We start from the raw sequence: 23,216 nt of genomic DNA, 5'->3' as shown, positions 1-23,216 counted from the left end.
GCACGACCGGGCCGGTGTGGTGCTCGGCACGGGTGGCGTGGTGCTGCGCGCCGGTCCGGAGGGCGCCAGGGGCCGTCGGTTCGGGGTCGTGCCGTAGGCTCACGGGAAAATCGTTGCGCCGGAGCCGCGCGGACCACGAGCGGGGCGGGGAGTACCCAGACCAGATGAGCACGGCATCGAGCACCGAGTCGTCCAGCACCCAGCCCGGAGCGCCCGGGGCGGCGCCCGCGGAGGCCCCCGAGGAACGGACGGGCCCGGCGTCCGGACGGTTCGGGGCACTGGTGGACCGCTTCGCGCCCGCGCTGGGCGCGTACGCGGTGGTCAAGGCCATCGGCCTGACCGTCTTCCTGCTGCTGCTCTCGCACACCGGCGACTACCTGAAGAAGCAGCCGGGCCGCGGCGGCGGCGCCCACGCCTGGGATGTGCTGGGCACCTGGGACGGCATCTGGTACCAGCGGATCGCCGAGAACGGGTACAACCCGCAGCTGATCCCGCTGCACGGCTTCCCGCTGGCCACCTACTACGAGAACTCGGCCGCCTTCTTCCCGCTCTACCCCTGGCTGATGCGGCTGGTCGGCGCCGTCACCGGGCTCGGCCCGTACGGCTCCGGGATCGTCGTCTCGGTGATCGCCTCGCTGGTCGCCGCGGCCGGGATCTTCGCCGTCGCCGAGCGGCTGGGCGGCTTCCGGGCGGGCGTGATCGCCGCGGTGCTCTGGGGCCTGTTCCCGGGCTCCGGCGTGGAGTGGGCGGTCTACTCGGACTCGCTGTTCGTCGCGCTGTCCGCCTGGGCCTGCTACTGCGTGATGACCCGCCGCTGGGTGGCGGCCGGCCTGCTGGCGCTGGTGGCGGGCCTCAACCGGCCGACCGCCGCCGCGCTGATCGCCGCCGTCTCGATCGCCGCGCTGGTCGCGCTGGTCCGCCGCACCGACGGGGTGGCCCGCCCGCTGACCGCGATGCTGATCACCCCGTGGGGCCTGATCGGCTACGTCGCCTGGGTCGGCTGGAAGATGGGCGACTGGGGCGGCTACTTCAAGCTCCAGCAGGGCGCCTGGAACCGCTACTTCGACGGCGGCGCCTCCACCCTGCGCACGATCATGGACGTGATCACCGGCCACTGGGACTTCTGGCAGTCCAACCCCGTCCCGGACCTGATCGCGATCGCCCTGCTGATCGCCCTGCCCGGCTTGCTGGTGCTGCTCTGGCGCACCCGGCCGCCGCTGGTGCTGTGGGTCTACACCGCGCTCACCATCATCACCGCGCTGAGCAGCAACCAGATCTTCGGCAACATCTCGCGCTACCTGCTGCCCGCCTTCCCGCTCTGCATCGGCCTGGCGGTGGCGCTGCGCAAGCTGCGGACCTCCTCGCTGGCCGGGCTGCTGGCCATGCCGGTCCTCGCGGCGGGCTGGTACGCGGGCTATGCGCTGTTCGAGTTGGGCATCCCGTAGACCCGGCGTTGGTTGGCAACGGGATCATCCGGCAGCAGACGGGCCGTTGCTAACCTCGGACGTATGACGACGACCCCGCCGCCCGTGCGCCAGATCCGCGACATCTCCGGGCTGATGGACCACGCGAGCCACGTGCTGGCCACCCGGATGGCGGCCGCCTTCACCGAGCTCGGGATCACCCCGCGCGCCTACTGCGTGCTGTTCCACGCGCGGGCGGGCGAGCGCACCCAGATCCAGCTGGCCGAGCTGGCGGACCTGGACAAGACGACCATGGTGGTCACCGTCGACGAGCTGGAGAAGGCGGGCCTGGCCGAGCGCCGCCCGTCCGCGACCGACCGGCGGGCCCGGATCGTCTCGGTCACCGAGGCGGGCGAGCGGGCCGTGGTGCGGGGCAGCGCGATCGCCGACCGGGTGCACCGCGAGCTGCTGGAGTCGCTGCCGCAGCCCGAGCGCGAGGTGTTCCTCTCGGCCCTGACCCACCTGGTGGACGGCCACCTCGCGGAGCCCGTCGAGGTCGAACGCACCGTCCGCCGCGCCCGCCGCTCCCGGGGATAGTCGCCGGCCGCCCGCCCCGGACCGCTTCCGCGGGCTCGCCGCCACTGTCCCGTGGTCGACCGGGTGCGAGAACTGACCGTCCGTCAACTCGCTTGAATACGACCGGTGTTCGAAGGGTCAGCCTGGATCCGGCCCGCGTTCGAACGGCGGACCGGACCCCGGGGTGCTACGGCCAGACCAGGCAGTACAGCTGGTGCCCGGCCTCGTGCAGCCGGTTGGCGAAGTCCTGCCACTCGTGCAGCATGCTGTAGATCACGAACGCGTCCCGCGGCCCGCGCCGGTCCGGCACGGTGGACCAGATGAAGGCGGCGGCGCCGAGCTCGGTCTCGTCGGCCTTGCGCAGCGGCTCGACGACGTTGTGGGGGAGCTGGACGACGGCGTAGTCGGGGTGCAGCACCACCAGTTCCAGCGGCGGCACCTGGTGCAGCGGGACGCCCTGGATGCCGGTGAGCACCATGGCGCTCATCGTCTCCGGTTTGATCTTGGTGGAGAGGTGGCCGGTGGGGGAGCCGCTGGTCTCCATCAGGTCGCCGAGGCGGCCCAGTGCGCCGAGCTCGCCGGCCTCCAGGCCGAGTCCGCCCGGCCCGAGGGCGGTGGGGACTCTGGCGGCCGTCGCGCGGTCCGGGGCTCCGAAGTACTTGTAGGTCACCCCCACGCGTCCCTCACCCCGCCTCTCACCGCCGCGACGACCACGACCCGTACCCGCTCCCGTACCCCCGCGTGCGGTCTCGGCGGGCCTGCGGGAGCCCCCCGCGGCCTCGTCGTAACCGTCCTGCGCCTCGGACACTCGGACCATCCTCACCGGAATTCGCCGGAATCGACAGACCCCCGCACGTCCGGCGCCCACCGGACGTGCTCCTTACCCGTCATGCGCCGCCGTACCCATTCGCGGTACGCGGCAGTCCTCTCCACACCCCTGCACACAGACCGGAGGTCCTGCGCACTCTGTGTACACAGTCTGACTGGTCCCCGGTCCGGTGAAGTCAGCGGCCCCTGCTGTACGGACAACCGTACAGACAACGGTGCCCGGATCATCGTTCCAGATGATCGGGTCGGACATGCAGAGCGTGAGGACACGATTTGAGACCATGTCTTTTGTGAGCTACCCCTACGAAGCCCCCCAGTCCCAGTCGCTGTTCGACCGCGCCTCCGTGGTGACGCCCGGCGGCGTCAACTCCCCGGTGCGCGCCTTCCGCGCGGTCGGCGGCACGCCGCGCTTCATGGTGTCCGGCACCGGTCCCTACCTCACCGACGCCGACGGCCGCGAGTACGTCGACCTGGTGTGCTCGTGGGGTCCGATGATCCTCGGCCACGCGCACCCCGCGGTGATCGACGCCGTCCAGCGGGCCGTCTCCCGCGGCACCTCCTTCGGCACCCCCGGCGAGGGCGAGGTCGAGCTGGCCGAGGAGATCGTCGCCCGGGTCGCCCCGGTCGAGCAGGTCCGCCTGGTCTCCTCCGGCACCGAGGCCACCATGTCCGCGATCCGGCTGGCCCGCGGCTTCACCGGCCGCGCGAAGGTGGTGAAGTTCGCCGGCTGCTACCACGGTCACGTGGACGCGCTGCTGGCCGCCGCCGGTTCCGGCGTGGCCACCTTCGGCCTGCCGGACACCCCGGGCGTCACCGGCGCCCAGGCCGGCGACACCATCGTGCTGCCGTACAACGACCTGGCCGCCGTCGAGCAGGCGTTCGCCGCCCACCCGGGCGAGATCGCCTGCGTGATCACCGAGGCCTCGCCCGGCAACATGGGCGTCGTCCCGCCGCTGCCCGGCTTCAACGGCGGCCTGGCCCGGCTCTGCCGGGAGAACGGCGCGCTGTTCATCTCCGACGAGGTGATGACCGGCTTCCGCGTCTCCAAGGCCGGCTGGTACGGCCTGGAGGCGGCGCACGAGGGCTGGGCGCCGGACCTGCTGACCTTCGGCAAGGTCATGGGCGGCGGCTTCCCGGCCGCGGCCTTCGGCGGCCGCGCCGACGTGATGGCGCACCTGGCCCCGGCCGGCCCGGTCTACCAGGCGGGCACCCTGTCCGGGAACCCGGTCGCCACCGCGGCGGGCCTGGCCCAGCTGCGCGGCTGCACCGACGAGGCGTACGCGACGGTGGACAAGGTCGCCGCCGAGGTCTCCGGCCTGGTCGCCGACGCGCTCGCCAAGGAGGGCGTGGCGCACCGGCTGCAGACCGCCGGGAACATGTTCTCGGTGTTCTTCACCGAGGCCCCGGTCACCGACTACGACGAGGCCAGGACCCAGGAGGCGTACCGTTTCACCGCCTTCTTCCACGCGATGCTGGCCGAGGGCGTCTACCTGCCGCCGTCCGCCTTCGAGTCCTGGTTCGTCTCGGCGGCCCACGACGAGCGGGCGATCGAGCGGATCGCCGCCGCCCTGCCGGCCGCCGCGCGCGCCGCTGCCGCCGCCACGGCCTGACCGCCGCGGCCCGTACCCCGATTCCCAGGAGTAGTCGAGAAGTGAGCGCGAAAGAGATCACCGTCGTCCACGTGATGCGGCACGGCGAGGTGCACAACCCGGAGGGCGTCCTGTACGGGCGCCTGCCGGACTACCACCTGTCCGAGCTGGGCCGGAAGATGGCCGAGCGGGTCGCCGAGGACCTGGCCGACCGGGACGTCACCCATGTGGTGGCCTCCCCGCTGGAGCGGGCCCAGGAGACCGCCGCGCCGATCGCCGAGGCGCACGGCCTGGACATCGCGGTGGACGCGCGGCTGATCGAGGCGGAGAACGTCTTCGAGGGCAAGACCTTCGGGGTCGGCGACGGTTCGCTGCGGAACCCGGGCTACTGGAAGTACCTCACCAACCCGTTCAAGCCGTCCTGGGGCGAGCCCTACCTCGACCAGGCGGTGCGGATGATGGGCGCGATCGGCGCGGCCCGGGACGCCGCGCGCGGGCACGAGGCGGTCTGCGTCAGCCACCAGCTTCCGATCTGGATCCTCCGCTCCTTCGCCGAGCGCCGCCGGCTCTGGCACGACCCGCGCAACCGGCAGTGCTCGCTGGCCTCGCTGACCAGCTTCACCTTCGAGGGCGACCGGATCGTCTCGGTCGGCTACCGCGAGCCGGCCCGCGACCTGCTGCCCGCGCACCTGGTGGGCAAGGGCCGCAAGGGCGACAAGCCGGTGGGCAAGAGCTTCGGCGCCTAGCCTCCCGTAAGCGGCGTGTAAGTATGACTTCGGGTCACCCGGCGACTGCCGGGTGACCCGATTTCGTCGCAGGTCAGAAGGGGTGCGACGCGCAAGGGAGGACCCCGGCGAACCGGCCCGGAACTCCATGCGAAACTTTTCACATGTCTGCCATGACGCGCCCCCGTCCCCGTGTCGCCGCAGCAGCCGCCGCCACCGTCGCCGCCGCTGCGCTCGCCCTCACCGGCTGTTCCTCCTCGGGCTCGTCGGGCGGCGGCGAGGGCCAGGTCGGCTTCGTCACGGTCAAGGGCACCAACCTGTCGAAGGCGGACGCCGGGAAGCGCGGGGACGCGCCGGACATCTCCGGGGACACCCTGGAGGGCACCCCGGCCAAGCTCTCCGACTACCGGGGCAAGGTCGTCGTGCTGAACGTCTGGGGCTCCTGGTGCGGCCCGTGCCGGGCCGAGGCCAAGAGCCTCCAGAACGTCTCGGAGAAGTACAAGGACCAGGGCGTCCAGTTCCTCGGCATCAACACCCGGGACACCGAGAAGCAGAACGCCGTCCGCTTCGAGCAGGAGCAGGGCGTCACCTACCCGAGCCTCTTCGACCCGGCCGGCACCCAGCTGCTCAAGTTCCCCAAGGGCAGCCTCAACCCGCAGTCCATCCCGACCACCCTGATCGTCGACCGGGACGGCAAGCTGGCCGCCCGCGCCGTCGGCGGCACCACCGAGGACGCGCTGGAGTCGATCCTCCAGCCGGTGGTCGCGGAGCAGAAGCAGTGAGCCTGCCGCAACAACTCGCCGACAACACCGGGACCCTCCAGAGCGGAGCGCTGCTGGTCGCCGCGCCGATCGCGCTGGCGGCCGGACTGGTGTCGTTCTTCTCGCCCTGCGTGCTGCCGCTCGTCCCCGGCTACCTGTCGTACGTGACCGGCTTCTCCGCCGCCGACCTCGCGGACGCGCGCGGCGCGCGGCGCGGCCGGATGCTGCTCGGGGCGACGCTGTTCATCCTCGGCTTCACCGCCGTGTTCGTCTCGGGCGGGGCGCTGTTCGGGCAGTTCGGCGACACCCTCCAGGAGCACAAGCGGGTCATCTCGATCGTGCTCGGGGCGGTGACGATCGTGATGGGCCTCGCCTTCATGGGCCTCGTCCCCGGTCTGAGCATGCGCGAGGTGCGCTCCCACCGCCGGCCGTCGGTCGGCCTGCTCGGCGCGCCGCTGCTGGGCGTGGTCTTCGGCGTCGGCTGGACCCCCTGCATCGGCCCGACCCTGGCGACCGTCCAGAACCTCGCCCTGAACCAGGCCGACGCCGCGCGCGGCGCCCTGCTGATGACCTTCTACTGCCTGGGCCTCGGCGTACCGTTCATCGTGGCCGCGCTGGCCTTCCGCCGGGCGCTGGGCGCCTTCGGCTGGGTCAAGCGGCACTACCCGCTCGTCATGAGGATCGGCGGCGGCATGCTCGTCGCGGTCGGTCTGCTGCTCGTCACCGGGATCTGGGACTCGATGCTGAGCCAGCTGCAGTCCTGGACCGCCGACTTCCAGATCGGAATCTGACCGTGAGCAACACCACGACCGAGACCGAGCAGCCCCCGGCGCCGGACGACGTCGCCGCCGAGCGGCTCAGCACCGCGCCGGTCGAGTCCGACGGACCGACCGGCATAGGGGCGTTCGGCTGGGCGCGCTGGATGTGGCGCCAGCTGACCTCGATGCGGGTCGCCCTGATCCTGCTCTTCCTGCTGTCGCTGGCCGCCATCCCCGGCTCGCTGATCCCGCAGTACCAGAACGGCCAGGGCCAGCTGAAGGTCGAGGCCTGGAAGGCGCAGCACGCCACGGTCGCGCCGATCTACGAGAAGCTCCAGCTGTTCGACGTCTACAGCTCGGTCTGGTTCTCCGCGATCTACATCCTGCTGTTCGTGTCGCTGGCCGGCTGCATCGTCCCGCGCACCTGGCAGTTCGTCGGCGTGCTGCGCTCCCAGCCGCCGGCCGCGCCGCGCAACCTGACCCGGATGCCGGTCCACGCGGCCTGGCGCACCGAGGCGGACGCCGACGCGGTGAACGCCGCCGCGCACCGGCTGCTGCGCAAGCGGGGCTTCCGCGCCCACCTGTCCGGCGGCGCGGTGGCGGCCGAGAAGGGCTACCTGCGCGAGGTCGGCAACCTGCTGTTCCACCTGTCGCTGTTCGCGCTGCTCGGCGGCTTCGCCTGGGCCAGCCTGGCCTCGGGCACCGGCGGCAAGCTGATGGTCCAGGGCGAGGGCTACTCCAACACCATCACCCAGCTCGACGACTTCAACGGCACCCGGTTCTACGGCAACCAGGACCTCGACCCCTTCTACCTGAAGCTGGACAGCTTCACCTCGAAGTTCCAGACCAAGGGCGACCAGATCGGCGCCGCCCGGCAGTTCACCGCGAACGTCGAGTACTACGAGGGCAGCGACCAGTCGAAGCTGAAGAAGTCGACGATCGAGGTCAACCACCCGCTGGAGATCGGCGGCAGCAAGGTCTACCTGATCGGCCACGGCTACGCCCCGTTCGTCAGCGTCAAGAACGGCAAGGGCGAGGTCGTCTACCGCGGCGCCGTCCCGTTCCTGCCGCAGGACGGCAACCTGACCTCCACCGGTGTCGTGAAGGTCTCCGACTACGGCGTGGGCCCCGACGGCAACAAGACCCAGATGGGCTTCTCCGGCTTCTTCCTGCCGACCGCCCCGCTGAGCTTCGAGGGCACCGGCCCGGTCTCGCTGTTCCCCGGTGACGCCGAGCCCGAACTCGTGCTGAACGCCTTCGCCGGCGACCTCGGCACCGACTCCGGCCTGCCGCAGAACGTCTACCAGCTCAACACCCGCAAGCTCACCCAGCTCACCCAGGACGGCCAGCCGGCCAAGGCCCGGCTCAAGCCCGGCCAGGCCTGGGACCTGCCCGACGGCTACGGCTCGGTGACCTTCGAGGGCTACAAGCAGTGGGCCAGCTTCAACATCTCGCACCGTCCGGGCAACGCGATCGCCCTGAGCGGCGGCGTGCTCGCGATCCTCGGCCTGATCGGCTCGCTGTTCATCCAGCGCCGCCGGATCTGGGTGCGGGCGGTCGCCCTGCCGGGCGGCGGCACCCAGGTGGAGCTGGCCGGCCTGGCCCGCAGCGAGTCGGCGAAGATCGCCGAGGAGCTGGCGGAGCTCGCGGTCGACCTCCAGGACGACGCTCCCGCCTCCGAGGACGAGGAGGACGACGCCCCGGCCCCCGAAGGTGAGGACGGCACCCCGGCCTCCGCGGACGAGGACGGCACTCCGGCCTCCGCGGACGAGGACGCCGACACCGAAACGGACGTACCCGAGGAGACCGGGACCCCCACAGTCCCGGCGGCCTCCCCGGAACCCGCAGTCCCTGCCGACCAGAACTCCAAGGAGTAGACGGTGCATCTCGCCTCGGCGGTCGACCCACAGCTGGCCGACCTCTCCAACAAGCTGATCTATTCGGCGATGGTGGTCTACACCCTCGCCATGTTCGCCCACATGATCGAGTGGACCTTCGGCAGCAAGGGCGCCGTCGCCGTCCGCTCGACCGAACAGGCGGGCAGCCTGGGCGAGACCGTCGCCGCGGCGGACAAGAAGGCCGCGAAGAAGGTCACCGTCACGGTGGCCGGGGCCGGCGGCGGCACCACGACGCTCACCCGCACCGCGATCGCGGGCGAGGGCGCGACGGTGGTCACCACCGGGCGCGGCGCCGAGGAGGAGGACGGCCCGGGCGCGGCCGGCACCAGCGTGCGGGCCGACCTGGCCGGCCGGATCGCCGTCTCGCTCACCGTGCTGGCGCTGGCGCTGCACGGCGGCGGCATCATCACCCGCGGCCTCTCGGTCTCCCGCTGGCCGTGGGGCAACATGTACGAGTTCTCCTGCGCCTTCGCCTTCGCGATGACGGCCGCGTACCTGGTGCTGCTGGCCGCGAAGAAGAAGGTCCGCTGGCTCGGCCTGCCGGTCGTGCTCGCGGTGCTGCTGACCCTGGGCATCGCCACCACGGTGCTGTACACCGACTCCGAGCAGCTCGTCCCGGCGCTGCACTCGCCGTGGCTGGCGATCCACGTCTCCACCGCGATCTTCTGCGGCGGCGCCTTCTACGCGGCGTTCATCGCCACGCTGCTGTACCTCGGCAAGGAGTCCTTCGAGAAGCGGACGGCGGCCGGCCTCACCACCGGCCCGCTGGGCACCTCGGCCTCGATCTGGCGCCGGCTGCCCGCCGCGTCCACCTTCGACAAGCTGTCCTACCGGATCAACGCCCTGGTCTTCCCGCTGTGGACGTTCACCATCATCGCGGGCGCGATCTGGGCCGAGGCGGCCTGGGGCAAGTACTGGGAGTGGGACCCGAAGGAGACCTGGTCGTTCATCACCTGGGTCGCCTACGCCTGCTACCTGCACGCCCGTGCGACGGCCGGCTGGAAGGGCCGCAAGGCCGCCTACCTGGCGCTGGCGGCGTTCGCCTGCTGGCTCTTCAACTACTACGGGGTGAACATCTTCGTCACCGGAAAGCACTCCTACGCGGGGATCTGACCGGGGCACACGATCACCCACCGGCCCGGCTCTCTCCCACAGGTAGCCGGGCCGATGTGTGAAACGGGGTAGTGCGCGCCGGCCGCCGGCCGGTGCGAGAGGGAACTGAGGAGGAAATCGCGCAATGGAGTGCGACGAGGTCATGCTGACCGTCCGAATCACCGCCGCCGAGCGCACGCTGCTCCGCAGGCTCGCCCAGGGACACCGGAGCGACGTGTCGGAGGTGGTGTCCGACGCGCTGCTGGACATCATCCCGACGCTCAGCGCGCCGGGGGACGCCTACCGGTTGCTGGGGGCGCTGGCCGTGCCCGCGCCGTGCGCCCTGACGGTGTGGCTGCCGACCCCGCTGGCCGATCTGCTGGTGCCGGGCGCGGCCCGGATCGCGCAGATCACCGACGTCCGGGTCGAGTCGGCCAGCGCGGCCCTGGGCGCGGCGCTGCGGCTCTGGCTGTCCCAGGACCCGGTCCGGCTGGCGACCAACCTCAGCGTGATGCACGCGGGCCGGCCGGCCGCCCTGGTGGCCGCCTGACGGGCCCGGGGCGTCCCTAACTCGCCAGCGGCAGCCGGGCGCCCCCGAGGCCCGGCAGGGGAGGGCCGGGTACGGCGGGGCCCGGGACGGCGGGGCGGCCGTCGTAGGCGTCCCGCCGGACCGGCACCCCCGGGCCCTCGGCCGGTCCGTCCACCGGCACGGTGAGCAGCAGGCACTCGGCCGCCGTCCGGCCGTCCTGGAGCAGCTCGACCCGTACCGCGAGCCGCCCGTCCGCCGCGGCCGGCCCCTCGGCCGGCCCGGGGGCCGGTTCGGGGGCGGCCCGGACGAAGCAGGGCCGGTCCAGCTCGATGTAGTGGTCGAAGGAGGTCACCAGCTCGACCGGGACCACCGGCTCGGGGTGGCGCAGCCGCTGGGCGGCCTGCCGGGCGGCCTCCAGCACCAGCATCCCGGGCACGTGGTCCAGCTCGTGGTCGAACAGCACCGGGTGGGTGGCGTCGGCGCGCAGCAGCCAGGTGTCCGGCGCCAGGGTCGGGCTGAGCACCACGTCCGCGGGCTGCGCGCGGCCGACCAGCTCGGGCGCGGCGGGCGCCGGCGGGCGCGGCGGGAGGGTGCGCCGCGCGGGGCCGCGCAGCCGGGCGTACGAGGCGGGGGAGACCACCCGCAGCCGTCCGCTGCCGCGGCCGATCGGCCGGCCGTCCCGGGTGACGTCGACGCAGACCCGGAGCGAGGCGAGCTCGCCGTGCCGCATCCGGACGTCCTCGCAGCCGACGGCCAGCATCAGCGAGGCGGGGCCGGCGGTGACGGCGAGGCCCGGCAGGCCGGTCCCGTCGAGCGCGTAGGAGAGGTCCTCCATCATGAAGTGGTGGCCGCGCGGCACCCCGAACCCGGCGTGGCCGATCAGCAGCCCGGTCTGCCGGATCGTTTCGGCCAGCAGCACCGGGTCGTGGTAGCGGTCCCCGGGCAGCCGGTAGAAGCCGTGCAGCCGGGGCCACTGGGCGCCGAGCAGGAAGTCGTACGGGCCGGTGGCCTGCCAGCCGGTGAGGAACACCTCGGACACCGAGGCGCGGTGCACCAGGTGCCGGGAGACGGTCCGGTCGTGGAAGTCGTAGCCGGTGGCGGGACCGTGGTGGAAGTCGTGGCCGGTGGCGGGGCCGTCGTCGAACCCGAAGCCGCCGGCGCTGCCCGGGCCGGGGTGGGCGTACGGATCGTGCGGGTCCGGCTCTACGATCGATGGCATGACGGGCCCCCGCTTCAGGGTGTCGGTCGGAGCGGCCGCCACGGCCGTCCGAGCAAAACATACATACCACCCGGTTTGTGTTCGGCGGCTGGGGTGCCCAGGCCGAACGCTCCGGCCCGGCCACGCTACCTGCCCCCTGGGCTGCGGGAATGCCCGTTCGGGAGGCCTCGGACCATCGGTGGGGGGCCGTCCCCGCTGGACGGCGGGGGCGAAGCAAGCGCTAGATTAGATACCAACCATGCGGTTTCGGAGGGTGCCGTCCGCATGCGAGCGCCGCCCCCGCAGGGGCCGCGCCGACAGCAGCCGGGTGGGGCGGGGATCGCGCCCGGTCGAGTCCGGAGGGGGCCAGTGGTCAAGCAGGAGCGGGCTGGGCGGACCCGGCGGGCCGTACTGCTCGCCGCCGCGGAGACCTTCGCGCGGGTGGGCTTCGAGGCCGCCAGCCTGGTCGACATCAGCCGCCGGGCCGGGGTGAGCAAGGGGGCCCTCTACTTCCACTTCGTGTCCAAGCAGGCCCTCGCCGACGGGGTGCGCCGCGCCTCCGGGCGGGAGGTCGGCTCGGCCGCGCTGCGCGCGCTGCGGGCCGACGGCCCGGCCCTCCAGGGGCTGATCGACTTCTCGCACGAGCTGGCCCGGATGCTGCGCGAGGACGTGGTGGTGCGGGCCGGCGTCCGGCTCGGCCGCCAGGGCCCGCGCCGGGACGGCGCCCAGGAGGGGCCGGACGGCCCGCCCGTGGCCTCCGACGTCGCCTGGCGCAGCCTCACCGCCGTCGTCCACCGACTGCTGGACCGCGCCGCCGAGGCCGGCGAGCTGCGCCCCGGGGTGGACCGGCGGGCCGCCGCCGAACTGCTCACCGCGGTGGCGGCCGGCCAGGTGCTGCTCGCGGGCGAGGAGACCGGCCGGCCCGGTCCTGAGGCGGTGAGCCGGCTCTGGACGGCCGCGCTGCCGGCCCTGGTGACGGCGGAGCACCGGGCGGGCTACCGGGTCTGACCGGCCCCGGCCCCGGGGCTCCCGGAGTCGGGGCTCAGGCGCGCTCGGCGACGCTCAGCCGGGCGAGCGCGTGCGGCTGGACCAGGCCGGGCAGCAGCAGCGTCCAGAGGTCGGACAGCCGCTGGATCAGGTCCTGCCGGTCGGCCAGCACCTGGGAGCTCAGCTGGATGCCGGTGACGGCCCCGGTGATCACCCCGGCGGCCGCGGTCAGGTCGACCCCCGGGTGGAGGTCGCCGGCCTCCCGGGCGTGCTCCAGCAGGACGCGGACGGTGTCCATCCAGCCCTGGTAGGCCGCGAGCTGCGGCTGGGTGAAGCTGCCGTGCTCGATCGTCAGCCGGATGCTGCCGCGCACCAGCGGGTCGGTCTGGAGCGCGCGGGCGAAGGCGTACCCGAGGTCGATCAGGTTCTGCACCGGGCTGTCCGAGGCCGGTGTCCAGCCGGAGATGAAGACGCCCTGTCCCTCGATGACGGCGAGCGCCAGCTCCTCCTTGGAGCGGAAGTGGAAGTACAGCGCGCCCTTGGTGACGCCGGCGCGGTCCAGGATCTCGGACATCGTGGCGGCGGCGTAGCCCCGCTCGTCGAACACCTCGGCCGCCGCGACGAGTACCGTCTGGCGGGTCGCCAGCGCGCGGGCCTGCCTGGCCATCGCAGCCTCCCTGGAAAGTTCTGGTCTCGGCAGCGGCCGATCCTATGGGGGCGGACGGGGCGGCGGACGCATACCGTCCAGTAGGCATCCTACCGAGCCCGCCGCGGGCCCCTCCGGCCCCGGCCGACCGGGCGGGAGCACCGCCGACGCGGCCCCGGACCAGCGCCGACGCGGCCCCGGACGAAGCCCGAGGCGGCCCGGGCAACGCCGGACGGCCGGTCACCCGAGCGGGGTGACCGGCCGTCGGCACGGGCCGTGGGCCGTCAGGCCGCCTGCTGCCAGCTGAACGGCGAGTAGTACGCCGGGCGGCGCTCCAGGCGCTGCCAGTTGGCGATCGGCTCGATCGGCGCGGCGGCGGCGGCCTGCTGCGCGACGGCGGCGCGCGCGGCGAGGACGGCGGTCAGGGCGGCGAGTTCCTCGTCGGTGAGGCTGCCGCGGACGATGCGGACGAGGGGTTCGGCGGAAGCGGTCATGTCCTGGTTTCTCCCCCGGGTGGCTGCGGTCTGAGGTGGTGGCGCGTCGGTGCGGGCTGCTGCTGCGGTGCGGGCTGTCGCGGCGGTGCGCGCCACTACATCGGCGGGTTGCCGTGCTTGCGGCTGGGCAGGTCGGCGTGCTTGGTGCGGAGCATGGCCAGGGCGGAAGCGATCACCTGGCGGGTCTCGGCCGGGTCGATGACGTCGTCCACGAGGCCGCGCTCGGCCGCGTAGTACGGGTGCATCAGCTCGTTCTTGTATTCCTTGATCTTCTGGGCGCGCATGGCGTCCGGGTCCTCGGCGGCGTTGATCTCGCGCCGGAAGATGACGTTGGCCGCGCCCTCGGCGCCCATCACGGCGATCTCGTTGGTCGGCCAGGCGTACGACAGGTCGGCGCCGATCGAGCGGGAGTCCATCACGATGTACGCGCCGCCGTAGGCCTTGCGCAGGATCAGCGAGATGCGCGGCACGGTGGCGTTGCAGTACGCGTACAGCAGCTTGGCGCCGTGGCGGATGATGCCGCCGTGCTCCTGGTCGACGCCGGGCAGGAAGCCGGGGACGTCGAGCAGGGTGACCAGCGGGATGTTGAAGGCGTCGCACATCTGGACGAAGCGGGCGGCCTTCTCGCTCGCGTTGATGTCCAGCACGCCGGCCAGCGACTGCGGCTGGTTGGCGATGATGCCGACGACGTGGCCGTCGATCCGGGCGAGCACGCAGAGCACGTTGGTGGCCCAGCGCTCGTGGACCTCCAGGTACTCGCCGTGGTCGACGATCTCCTCGATCACCTTGCGCATGTCGTACGGGCGGTTGCCGTCGGCGGGCACCAGGTCCAGCAGGCTGTCGTTGCGGCGCTGGACCGGGTCCTCGGTCACCACGGACGGCGGCATCTCGCGGTTGTTCTGCGGCAGCAGCGACAGGAGGTAGCGGACCTCCTCGATGCAGGACTGCTCGTCGTCGTAGACGAAGTGCGAGACGCCGGAGACGCCGGCGTGCACGTCGGCGCCGCCGAGGCCGTTCTGGCTGATCTTCTCGCCGGTGACCGCCTGGACCACGTCCGGGCCGGTGATGAACATCTGCGAGGTCTCGCGGACCATGAAGACGAAGTCGGTCAGCGCGGGGGAGTACGCGGCGCCGCCGGCGCACGGGCCGAGCATCACCGAGATCTGCGGGATGACGCCGGACGCCTTGGTGTTGCGCTGGAAGATGCCGCCGTAGCCGGCCAGGGCGGTGACGCCCTCCTGGATGCGGGCGCCGGCGCCGTCGTTCAGCGAGACCAGCGGGGCACCGGCCGCGATGGCCATGTCCATGATCTTGTGGATCTTCTGGGCGTGGGCCTCGCCCAGCGCGCCGCCGAAGATCCGGAAGTCGTGCGCGTACGTGAAGACGGTGCGCCCGTGGACGGTGCCCCAGCCGACGATCACGCCGTCGGTGTGCGGCTTCTTGGCCTCCAGGCCGAAGCCCTGGGCGCGGTGCCGGCGAAACGGCTCGACCTCCTGGAAGGAGCCCTCGTCCAGCAGCAGCTCGATGCGCTCGCGCGCGGTCAGCTTGCCCTTGGCGTGCTGGGCCTCGGTGGCCTTGTCGCTGGGGCCGCGGCGGACCTTCTCGCGCAGCTCGTGCAGCTCGGCGACCCGCCCGCGGGCGTCGGCCGGGACCTCGGGGACCTCGCCGTCGACCGGCGCCTCATGCACAACCGTCATCTCGAACCACTCCAAGGGTGAGGGAACTGTCCGACAGCCAACGTCTGCTGTGCCCCCGGCTGCGAATCACTTTCTTCACTTATGACTGTACGAGGGGCCGTGCGCTGGTTTCGGCGTCGATTCCGTACAAGGTCGAGTTCGTTTAGCTGTCAGGCCTGGACAGAAGCGGTCGGATCGTTGACTGAGCGCTCGGTGTTCATTCGGATACCGGGGGTTGTCGGACAGATGATGGTCCGATGATCTGAGCATGAAGGAAAGCGCAGGTCAGGGCCGTCTCCCAGTACTGTAGGCCGGTCCTCTTGGGCTCCGCTCAAGGTCCGCTCAAGCCCGGCGGGCAGGGGGTCGCCGTCCGGGTTAGGGGTTGCGCAGTCGTAGGGAAGCACCAAAAATGCCGCAGCCCACCCCGCACGGTGGGGGTGGGCTGTCCGGGCGAGCGGGCGGACCCGCTCCGATCAGCTCTTCCTGCCGTCCTCGGGCTCGTCGCGGTCGCGCAGCTCCCGCTCGCGACGGCGCAGATCGGCCTCCCACTGCTTGAGCATGGACTCGTGGTCTTTGTCGTCCTTCTTCAACGAGGCGAGGAACTCGGGGTCGTCGTCCGGCGCCAGCGGGCGCCCGCCGCGCGCGGCGGGACGGCCCGCCCGGTCGTCGGCCGGGTACCCCGGGTGGGCCCCGGCGGACGCGGCCCGCAGGAAGCCGCGCTGCTTGCCGGCGATCAGCCAGGCGATCGGGCCCAGCGGCGGGAAGAGCAGCACGATCAGCACCCAGACCACCTTGGGCAGGTGCTTCACCTCGTCCTCGGGCGTGGTCAGGCAGTCCACGAACGCCCAGACCCAGAGCGCGAGCGGAAGGATGATGGTCAGAAGAATCCTCGGCACGGCTGGGATCTCCCCCCGGGCGGCGATGGTGGCGGGCGCCTTCCAGGGGCCCTTGACCCGGCCAGGCTATCGGGTGGCGGATACTGACAGGCATGGCATACGACGATCTCCGCTCGTTTCTCCGGGCCCTCGACCGTGAGGGCGACCTCAAGCGCATCAAGGCGGAGGTGGACCCGCACCTGGAGATCGGCGAGATCGTCGACCGGGTGCAGAAGGCCAAGGGCCCGGCGCTGCTCTTCGAGAACGTCAAGGGCTCGTCGATGCCCCTGGCGATGAACGTCTTCGGCACCGAGCGGCGGCTGGCCAAGGCGCTCGGCCTCAAGGGCCCGGACGACATCTCCGAGAAGATCGCCGGCCTGCTCAAGCCCGAGCTGCCGCAGGGCTTCACCGGCTTCCGGGACGCCTTCGGCAAGCTCGCCTCGATGGCGCACGTCCCGCCCCGGCACGTGAAGCCGGGTGACGCCCCGGTGCAGGAGGTCGTGCTCACCGGCGACGACGTCGACCTGGACGACCTGCCCGCGCTCTTCACCTGGCCGCAGGACGGCGGCTCCTTCTTCAACCTGGGCCTGACCCACACCAAGGACCCGGACAGCGGCATCCGCAACCTGGGCCTCTACCGGCTCCAGCGGCACGACCGCCGCACCATCGGCATGCACTGGCAGATCCACAAGGACAGCCGCAACCACGCCGCGGTGGCGGCCAAGCGCGGTGAGCGCCTCCCGGTCGCGATCGCCTTCGGCTGCCCCCCGGCCGTCACCTACGCGGCCACCGCGCCGCTGCCCGGGGACATCGACGAGTACCTCTTCGCCGGCTTCGTCGCCGGGGAGCGGGTCCGGATGGTCGACTGCAAGACGGTGCCGCTCCAGGTCCCGGCCGACGCCGAGGTGGTCCTGGAGGGCTGGCTGGAGCCCGGCGAGATGCTGCCCGAGGGCCCGTTCGGCGACCACACCGGCTTCTACACCCCGCAGGAGCCGTTCCCGGCGCTGAAGATCGACTGCGTGACGATGCGCCGCCGCCCGATCCTCCAGTCCATCGTGGTCGGCCGCCCGCCGACGGAGGACGGCCCGCTGGGCAAGTTCACCGAGCGGTTCTTCCTGCCGCTGCTGAAGATCATCATCCCGGACATCGTCGACTACGACCTGCCCGAGGCCGGCGGCTTCCACAACTGCGTGATCGTCTCGATCGACAAGAAGTACCCCAAGCACGCCCAGAAGACGATGCACGCGATCTGGGGCGCGCACATGATGTCGCTGACCAAGCTGATCATCGTGGTGGACGCCGACTGCGACGTGCACGACTACCAGGAGGTCGCCTGGCGGGCCTTCGGCAACGTCGACTACAGCCGGGACCTGACCGTGGTCGAAGGCCCGGTGGACCACCTGGACCACGCCTCGTACCAGCAGTTCTGGGGCGGCAAGGCGGGCATCGACGCGACCCGCAAGCTGCCGGAGGAGGGGTACACCCGGGACGGTGGCTGGCCGGAGATGGTGTCCTCCGACCCGGCCACCGCCGAACTGGTGTCGCGTCGCTGGAAGGAATACGGACTGTGAGCACGGCCGCTGTCGAGACACCGGGACGCACCAGGGCGTTCCTCCGCCTGGTGATGATCGAGCACTCGGTCTTCGCGCTCCCGTTCGCGTACATCGCCGCGCTGACGGCCATGTTCCTCGCGGACAAGCGGGTGCACTGGGGCGAGCTGTTCGTCGTCACCGTGTGCATGGTGGGGCTGCGCACCTTCGCCATGGCGGCGAACCGGATCATCGACCGGGAGATCGACGCCCGCAACCCGCGCACGGCCACGCGTGAACTGGTCACCGGCGCGGTGTCGTTGAAGACCGCGTACGTCGGCTCGGCCGTCGCGCTGGTGGTCTTCCTCGGCGCGGCCGCGATGCTCAACCCGCTCTGCCTGGCGCTCGCGCCGGTCGCCGTGGTGCCGATGGTGGTCTACCCGTACGGCAAGCGGTTCACGAACTTCCCGCAGGCGATCCTGGGCATCGCCCAGGCGATGGGGCCGGTCGGCGCCTGGCTCGCGGTCACGGGCAGCTGGTCGTGGGAGGCGGTCGTGCTGGGCGTGGCCGTCGGCATCTGGATCGGCGGCTTCGACCTCGTCTACGCCTGCCAGGACGTCGAGTCCGACCGCGAGCACGGGGTCCGTTCGGTGCCCGCGCGGTACGGCGTGCCGGCGGCCATTCGGGGCGCGCGGGTGTGCCACGTCCTGACGACGCTCCTGCTGGGCTGGTTCGCGCTCCTGACGGACGCCGGAGCGGCGTTCTGGATCGGCCTCGTGGTCGTCGCGGGGGCCTTCGTGTACGAGCACACCATCGTGCGGCCGAACGACCTGTCGAAGCTCAACCGGGCGTTCTTCCAGACCAACAGCTTCGTGGGGATCTCGCTGTTCTTCTTCGCGCTGGTGGACCTGGTCGTCCGGGGGCTCGGGATCTGATCCGCGCGTCCGCCGGCGGGCTCACGGGGCGCTCCTCCCGCCTCGTCCGGGCCCGCCCGCCGCTCGTGGACCGGCTCAGCGGAACAGGGCCGCGTGGTCCCTCGCCCAGGCGTGGAAGCTGCGAGCCGGGTGGCCGGTGACGTCCTGGACGGTGCTGGTGGCCGGCTCGGGGGCGGTGAGGCGGGCGTGGACGAGGTCCAGGGCGCCGTCGACGGCGGCCGACGGGCGGCCGGCGGCGGACAACCGGTGGCGGGCGGTCTCGCGGGAGACCTCCTGCCAGGTGGCCGGGCGCCCTGTGGCCGCGCCGATGATCTCCACCTGCTCCGCCTGGGTCGGCGACTCCGGGCCGGTGAGGACGTACCGGGCGCCGTCGTGGCCGTCCTCCACCAGGGCCCGGACGGCCACCGCCGCGACGTCCCGCTCGTCCACCGGGTTCAGCCCGGCCGCGCCGCCGTAGCCCCGCACCGTGCCCCCGGCCCTGATCTCCTCCGCCCACTGCAACGCGGCGGCGAAGCCGTGCGCCCGCAGCACCGTGTGCCGCACCCCGCTGCCGGCGAGCAGCGCCTCGATCCCGCCCTCCGGCCGGCCGGGGACGGCCGAGGACAGGAACACCACCCGCCCGACCTCCCGGGCCAGCACGCCGACGGCCTCCGTGGCCCCGTCCGCCGTCGGGAACGGCCACCCCAGCAGCACCGCGCCGGCGCCCTGCACCGCGGCCTCCAGCGATGCCGGGTCGCGCAGCTCCCGCTGGGGCAGCGTCCGCACCCGCACGCCGGCCGCCGCGAGCTGCAGCCCGACGTGCCGCCCGACCGCTCCGGAGACGCCGATCACCAGCACCGGCGACGTGTCGTCAACTCGCTCATCTGTCATGCATCGAACGTAAGCGAGAAGGATGAGACGCCCAATGCGCACGGGTCTCGGGTCCATGCGCCAGCGTCTACCCCGCGGCGCGCGCCAACTCCCGCACGCCCCCTGATGCTTCGCGCTCTGGGCGGCCGCCGCCCTCCTCGGCCCCGCGGTGCGGGGTACGGGTCCGGAGGTGCCGCGGGGTCAGTCGCCCAGGTGGGGGGCGTCCGGGTGGTAGGTCCGCTGGCGTTCGACCGGGGCGGCGGCGAAGTCGCCGTTGCCGTTGACGACCTCGCCGACGCCGACCCGGGTGCCCCGGGCCCGGCCGTGGCCCTTGAGGACGCCGCCGCGACCGTCCGGGTCGGGGTGGGTGTACGGGCGGCCGGCGGCGAGCTCGACCGCGCGGGCGGAGATCGGGCCGAGGACCTGGGCGCCGGTGCCGAGTCGGCAACGGCCCGTCAGCTCGGCGCCGTTGGCGATCCTGACCTCGTCCCCGAGCTCGATGGCCTCGCCCGCCCCGGCCCTGACCACGGCGCCGCCCTCGCCGATCCGCGCGCGGCGTCCGACGGTGATCCGCCCGCCGCCGGTCGCGACGATCCGGGCGCCGCCGTACAGGACGGTGCCCGGGCCGATCGCGCAGTCGCTGTCCGCGTCGCACTCGACGGTCGCGCCCGGGTACAGGACGGTCTCCGCCGACAGCGTCACCCGCCGCGCGACCAGTACGGAGAACGGGTCGAGGACGGCCACGCCCCGGTCGGCGAGCAGCACCAGCTCGCCGGGGGTGAGGAGCCCGCGTTCGTGGCGGATGCGGTCCAGTCGGTGCCAGAGCTCGTGATCAGTCATGATCGTCGGATCATACGGAGGCCCCGGCCGGGCCGGCCTCAGTTGTGCAGGAAGCCCTCCAGCGCCGTCGCCAGGGCCACCGGGGCCTCGTACATCGGGTAGTGCCCGCTGCCGGCGAGTTCCTCCAGCTCGGCGTTGGGGTAGTGGGCGAGGAAGGTGCCGCGCATCACCTCGGCGGTGAGGGCGAGGTCGTGCTCGCCGACGATCACCTTGACCGGCACCGGGTTGCCGTCGATCCGGCGCCGCAGGTCGGCCGTCGTCCAGTCGTGGACGTAGCGGCCGAAGGCCTCGGGGGTGGACTGCCGCAGGGACTGGTCGACCATGCGGTCGAGCCAGACCCGGCCGGCCCGCTGCCCGGTGACCAGGTCGAGGATCGCGAAGCGCTTCTCCCGGTCCTCGGCCGCGCCGTAGAACAGGGCCTCGGCCGCCGCGTCCATCGGGTACTCCCCGGCCGGCACCGGCGCCAGGCCGACCAGCTTGCGCACCCGCAGCGGCGCCTCGGCGAGCACCTGCTGGGCCGCCTTGCCGCCCATGGAGTGGCCGACCAGCGAGAAGCGGTCCCAGCCGAGCTGGTCGGCCAGGGCGAGCGCGTCGGAGGCGATCTCGGCGAGCGTGTACGCGCCGGTGACGCCCTTGCGCAGCCCGTAGCCGCGGTAGTCGAGGAAGGCGTAGCCGAAGGCCTTGCCGTCGAGGTAGTCGAGGAACGGGCCCCAGCCCGCGCTGGTGCCGAACCAGTCGTGCAGGACCAGGACGTGGTGGTCGCCGGTGCCGATCAGGCGGTGAGGGATCGTCATGCCAACGGTCGTTCCCCGCGATCCGCCCGTCCGAACGGACGGTTCGCGGGGATCCGGGGCGGATGCCGCCCGCCGGGGCTCAGGCGTCGCGCCGGGCGAAGGCCGGTGCGTGCTCGGGGAGCGGGCCGAAGGCGATCAGGCGGGAGAGCAGTACCGGGAAGCCGGGGACGTGCCGGGCGAGGGCCACCAGCCGGGCGGGCGGGCCGGCCCGCTCGCCGGTGAGGACCGGCTCGAACAGCACGCTGTGCAGGACCCGCTGCATCCGCTGCATGATCACCGTCGGCCGCAGCCGGCGGTGCTGGACCCGGGCCAGGGCCGCCACGGTCGGACGGCCGCGGCGCAGCGGTTCGGCGAGCAGGGTGGCGGCCGCGACGGCGTCCTGGATGGCGAGGTTGATGCCCACCCCGCCGGCCGGGGACATCGCGTGGGCGGCGTCGCCGATCAGCAGCAGCCCGTCGGTGTACCAGCGGTCCAGCCGGTTGAGCCGGACGTCGAGCAGGTGCAGGTCGTCGAGGCTCGCCAACTGGTCGACCCGGTCCGCGTACTGGGGTAGCAGCCGGGCGATCCGCTCGCGGAACCGCTCGATCCCCTCGGCGCGCAGCTGCGGGTCGGCGCCCTTGGCGCGGAAGTAGGCGATCTGGAAGTAGTCGGTCCGGGCGAAGCTCAGCACCATGTCGCCGGCCCCGAACCCGGGGACGAGGCTGGGCGGCTGGGCCTGCTCGTGGGGGTGCCGGGGCAGCCGGAACCACCAGGTGTCGAAGGGCACCGGGAACTCCTGGGCGGCCAGGCCGGCCGCCCGGCGCAGGGTGGAGTGCCGGCCGTCGGCGGCGACGGTGAGGTCGGCGCGCAGCTCGCCCTCCTCGCCGTCCCGGGTGCGGTACCGGACTCCGGTGACCCGGCCGCCGTCCCGGAGCAGTCCGGTCGCCTCGGTGTTCATCCGCAGGGTGAAGGTCGGCTCCTGCCGGGCCTCCGCGACCAGGAAGTTCAGGAGGTCCCACTGCGGGATCATGGCGATGTAGTTGTACGGGGGCCGCAGCCGCTCGTAGGCGCTCAGCGCGACGGGGGCGGAGCCGGGGGGCTGCACCACCAGGTTGCCGAGGCGGCTCTGCGGCAGCGCGGCGAACTTCCGGCCGAGGCCGAGTTCGTCCATCAGCCGCACGGTGGAGGCGTGGACGGTGTCGCCGCGGAAGTCGCGCAGGAAGTCCCCGTGCTTCTCCAGCACGGTCACCTCGACACCGGCGCGCGCCAGCATCAGGCCCAGCATCATTCCGGCCGGCCCGCCCCCGGAGATCACGACGCTCATGGCTCTCCCCTTTCAGTGCTCGATCGATCACTGTCCGTGTGGAACCTGCATATACAGAATCTCTGGAACCGTCCCAGGTGTCAAGTAGTACGATGCTTCACATGAAGGAGCTGGTGACGGCCGCCCTCACGGCGGCGAAGGAACGGGGCCAGGACGTCGCGGACGTCCCGCTCACGGCGATCGCCGCGACGGCCGGCATCTCCCGCAGCACGCTGCTGCGCAGGCTCGGCGGCTCCCGGGCGGTGTTGGACGAGGCCGTCCGGGAGGCGGGCGTCGACCCGGGCGGACGGCCGCCGGTGCGCGAGCGCGCGATCGCGGCGGCGGCGCTGCTGGTGGCCGAGCGCGGCCTGGCCGGGGTCACCCTGGACGCCGTGGCCGACCGGGCCGACTGCTCGCTGCCCAGCCTGCACACCGTCTTCGAGGGGCGGGACGGCCTGCTCGCCGCCGTGTTCGAGCGGCACTCCGCGCTGCCCGACCTGGAGGCCCTCGCCGCCGACCCGCCGGAGACCCTGGAGGAGACCGTCCGGGCGCTCCACGCCACCTTCGCCGCGGCCTTCGTCCACGAGCCGCGGATCGTCCCGGCGGTCTTCGCCGACCTGCTCGGCCGCCCGGACGGCCCCGCCGCCCGGGTGATGGCCGCCACCCTGCCGCAGGCGCTCGCCGGCCTGGACCGGCTGCTGCGCCCGCACGTGCGGGCCGGCCGGCTGAGACCGCTGCCCACCCCGGTGCTGACCCAGCTGATGATCGGCCCGCTGCTCAACCACGCGCTGATGCGGCCGGTGCTGGAACCCGCCCTGGGGGACGGGCTGCCGTCGACGGACGAGACCGTGGAGCTCTTCGCCCAGGCCTACCTGCGCGCGGTCGCCCTCCCCGCGGCGGAATCCGGGAGCGTCGGCGACACCCCCTGAGGAGGACCCGTGACCGGCACCCC

General features: G+C 72.8%; 23 protein-coding genes. 13 read left to right on the top strand and 10 right to left on the bottom strand.

Annotated features, from left to right (window positions below):
- Window positions 1-164 precede the first annotated feature (164 nt).
- A complete protein-coding gene (locus ACWDCZ_RS13220; RefSeq protein WP_049650487.1) occupies window positions 165-1,445 on the top strand; it encodes a glycosyltransferase family 39 protein in 1,281 nt (426 codons plus the stop codon).
- 63 nt (window positions 1,446-1,508) lie between these two features.
- Entirely contained in the window at window positions 1,509-2,000 is a 492-nt protein-coding gene (locus tag ACWDCZ_RS13215) for a MarR family winged helix-turn-helix transcriptional regulator (protein ID WP_049650488.1), read from the top strand.
- Window positions 2,001-2,166: 166 nt separating this feature from the next.
- Here ACWDCZ_RS13215 and ACWDCZ_RS13210 read toward each other — a convergent pair whose 3' ends face one another.
- Window positions 2,167-2,649, bottom strand: a complete 483-nt coding sequence (locus ACWDCZ_RS13210) for a hypothetical protein (RefSeq protein ID WP_074004012.1) — start codon at window positions 2,647-2,649, stop codon at window positions 2,167-2,169.
- 439 nt (window positions 2,650-3,088) lie between these two features.
- On the opposite strand from ACWDCZ_RS13210, the gene hemL reads away from it, so the two are divergent.
- The 7 genes from hemL (at window position 3,089) to ACWDCZ_RS13175 (ending at window position 10,180) form a co-directional block, all read left to right on the top strand.
- Window positions 3,089-4,417: a glutamate-1-semialdehyde 2,1-aminomutase gene (hemL, locus tag ACWDCZ_RS13205; protein WP_375876951.1), complete on the top strand. Its 1,329-nt coding sequence runs from the start codon at window positions 3,089-3,091 to the stop codon at window positions 4,415-4,417.
- 74 nt (window positions 4,418-4,491) lie between these two features.
- Window positions 4,492-5,142: a histidine phosphatase family protein gene (locus ACWDCZ_RS13200; protein WP_049650499.1), complete on the top strand. Its 651-nt coding sequence runs from the start codon at window positions 4,492-4,494 to the stop codon at window positions 5,140-5,142.
- A gap of 143 nt (window positions 5,143-5,285) precedes the next feature.
- The gene (locus ACWDCZ_RS13195; protein WP_049650491.1) at window positions 5,286-5,903 is read left to right on the top strand and encodes a TlpA family protein disulfide reductase; all 618 of its coding nucleotides are present in this window, start codon (window positions 5,286-5,288) and stop codon (window positions 5,901-5,903) included.
- On the top strand, window positions 5,900-6,673 hold the full coding sequence (locus ACWDCZ_RS13190; protein WP_234348286.1) for a cytochrome c biogenesis CcdA family protein: 774 nt from the start codon (window positions 5,900-5,902) through the stop codon (window positions 6,671-6,673). Before ACWDCZ_RS13195 ends, ACWDCZ_RS13190 begins: the two co-directional genes overlap by 4 nt.
- A 2-nt stretch (window positions 6,674-6,675) precedes the next feature.
- On the top strand, window positions 6,676-8,517 hold the full coding sequence (locus ACWDCZ_RS13185; protein ID WP_074004011.1) for a cytochrome c biogenesis protein ResB: 1,842 nt from the start codon (window positions 6,676-6,678) through the stop codon (window positions 8,515-8,517).
- 3 nt (window positions 8,518-8,520) lie between these two features.
- Window positions 8,521-9,651: a c-type cytochrome biogenesis protein CcsB gene (ccsB, locus tag ACWDCZ_RS13180; RefSeq protein ID WP_049650493.1), complete on the top strand. Its 1,131-nt coding sequence runs from the start codon at window positions 8,521-8,523 to the stop codon at window positions 9,649-9,651.
- Window positions 9,652-9,793: 142 nt separating this feature from the next.
- On the top strand, window positions 9,794-10,180 hold the full coding sequence (locus ACWDCZ_RS13175; RefSeq protein WP_143204614.1) for a hypothetical protein: 387 nt from the start codon (window positions 9,794-9,796) through the stop codon (window positions 10,178-10,180).
- A gap of 16 nt (window positions 10,181-10,196) precedes the next feature.
- Here the strand turns inward: ACWDCZ_RS13175 and ACWDCZ_RS13170 are convergent, their stop codons facing one another.
- The gene (locus ACWDCZ_RS13170; RefSeq protein ID WP_449815990.1) at window positions 10,197-11,378 is read right to left on the bottom strand and encodes a ScbA/BarX family gamma-butyrolactone biosynthesis protein; all 1,182 of its coding nucleotides are present in this window, start codon (window positions 11,376-11,378) and stop codon (window positions 10,197-10,199) included.
- Between the two features lie 348 nt (window positions 11,379-11,726).
- Here ACWDCZ_RS13170 and ACWDCZ_RS13165 point away from each other — a divergent pair, with 348 nt between their 5' ends.
- On the top strand, window positions 11,727-12,365 hold the full coding sequence (locus ACWDCZ_RS13165; protein ID WP_181970610.1) for a ScbR family autoregulator-binding transcription factor: 639 nt from the start codon (window positions 11,727-11,729) through the stop codon (window positions 12,363-12,365).
- Window positions 12,366-12,399: 34 nt separating this feature from the next.
- Here the strand turns inward: ACWDCZ_RS13165 and ACWDCZ_RS13160 are convergent, their stop codons facing one another.
- The 4 genes from ACWDCZ_RS13160 to ACWDCZ_RS13145 all read right to left on the bottom strand — a co-directional run bounded on the left by ACWDCZ_RS13160 (window position 12,400) and on the right by ACWDCZ_RS13145 (window position 16,056).
- Window positions 12,400-13,011 carry a ScbR family autoregulator-binding transcription factor gene (locus tag ACWDCZ_RS13160; protein ID WP_049661418.1) on the bottom strand — a complete coding sequence of 204 codons (612 nt, stop codon included), beginning with the start codon at window positions 13,009-13,011 and terminating at the stop codon, window positions 12,400-12,402.
- 263 nt (window positions 13,012-13,274) lie between these two features.
- Entirely contained in the window at window positions 13,275-13,484 is a 210-nt protein-coding gene (locus tag ACWDCZ_RS13155) for an acyl-CoA carboxylase epsilon subunit (RefSeq protein ID WP_049651530.1), read from the bottom strand.
- A 95-nt stretch (window positions 13,485-13,579) separates the two neighbouring features.
- Window positions 13,580-15,181, bottom strand: coding sequence for an acyl-CoA carboxylase subunit beta (locus ACWDCZ_RS13150; protein WP_049651531.1), 1,602 nt, complete (start codon window positions 15,179-15,181; stop codon window positions 13,580-13,582).
- Window positions 15,182-15,633: 452 nt separating this feature from the next.
- The gene (locus tag ACWDCZ_RS13145; protein ID WP_375876948.1) at window positions 15,634-16,056 is read right to left on the bottom strand and encodes a PLD nuclease N-terminal domain-containing protein; all 423 of its coding nucleotides are present in this window, start codon (window positions 16,054-16,056) and stop codon (window positions 15,634-15,636) included.
- A gap of 92 nt (window positions 16,057-16,148) precedes the next feature.
- Between ACWDCZ_RS13145 and ACWDCZ_RS13140 the strand changes: the two genes are divergently transcribed.
- Window positions 16,149-17,606 carry a menaquinone biosynthesis decarboxylase gene (locus ACWDCZ_RS13140; RefSeq protein ID WP_049651533.1) on the top strand — a complete coding sequence of 486 codons (1,458 nt, stop codon included), beginning with the start codon at window positions 16,149-16,151 and terminating at the stop codon, window positions 17,604-17,606.
- Entirely contained in the window at window positions 17,603-18,499 is an 897-nt protein-coding gene (mqnP, locus tag ACWDCZ_RS13135) for a menaquinone biosynthesis prenyltransferase MqnP (protein WP_369808292.1), read from the top strand. Before ACWDCZ_RS13140 ends, mqnP begins: the two co-directional genes overlap by 4 nt.
- A gap of 75 nt (window positions 18,500-18,574) precedes the next feature.
- On the opposite strand, the gene ACWDCZ_RS13130 is transcribed toward mqnP, so the two are convergent.
- The 4 genes from ACWDCZ_RS13130 to ACWDCZ_RS13115 all read right to left on the bottom strand — a co-directional run bounded on the left by ACWDCZ_RS13130 (window position 18,575) and on the right by ACWDCZ_RS13115 (window position 22,285).
- A complete protein-coding gene (locus tag ACWDCZ_RS13130; RefSeq protein ID WP_449815989.1) occupies window positions 18,575-19,369 on the bottom strand; it encodes a hypothetical protein in 795 nt (264 codons plus the stop codon).
- Window positions 19,370-19,549: 180 nt separating this feature from the next.
- Window positions 19,550-20,188, bottom strand: coding sequence for a hypothetical protein (locus tag ACWDCZ_RS13125; RefSeq protein ID WP_074004004.1), 639 nt, complete (start codon window positions 20,186-20,188; stop codon window positions 19,550-19,552).
- 38 nt (window positions 20,189-20,226) lie between these two features.
- Window positions 20,227-20,982 carry an alpha/beta fold hydrolase gene (locus ACWDCZ_RS13120; protein ID WP_449815988.1) on the bottom strand — a complete coding sequence of 252 codons (756 nt, stop codon included), beginning with the start codon at window positions 20,980-20,982 and terminating at the stop codon, window positions 20,227-20,229.
- 79 nt (window positions 20,983-21,061) lie between these two features.
- Window positions 21,062-22,285 (bottom strand): FAD-dependent oxidoreductase, encoded by a 1,224-nt coding sequence (locus tag ACWDCZ_RS13115; protein WP_387967167.1) that lies wholly within the window; start codon window positions 22,283-22,285, stop codon window positions 21,062-21,064.
- A gap of 101 nt (window positions 22,286-22,386) precedes the next feature.
- Here ACWDCZ_RS13115 and ACWDCZ_RS13110 point away from each other — a divergent pair, with 101 nt between their 5' ends.
- Complete coding sequence (locus ACWDCZ_RS13110) at window positions 22,387-23,193, top strand: TetR/AcrR family transcriptional regulator (RefSeq protein ID WP_049651539.1); 807 nt, start codon at window positions 22,387-22,389, stop codon at window positions 23,191-23,193.
- The last annotated feature ends 23 nt before the right edge of the window (window positions 23,194-23,216 follow it).

The organism is Kitasatospora sp. NPDC001225 (assembly GCF_053597855.1).
The sequence above is the reverse complement of the archived record's forward strand: the minus strand, read 5'-3'. Positions and strand labels throughout refer to the sequence as shown.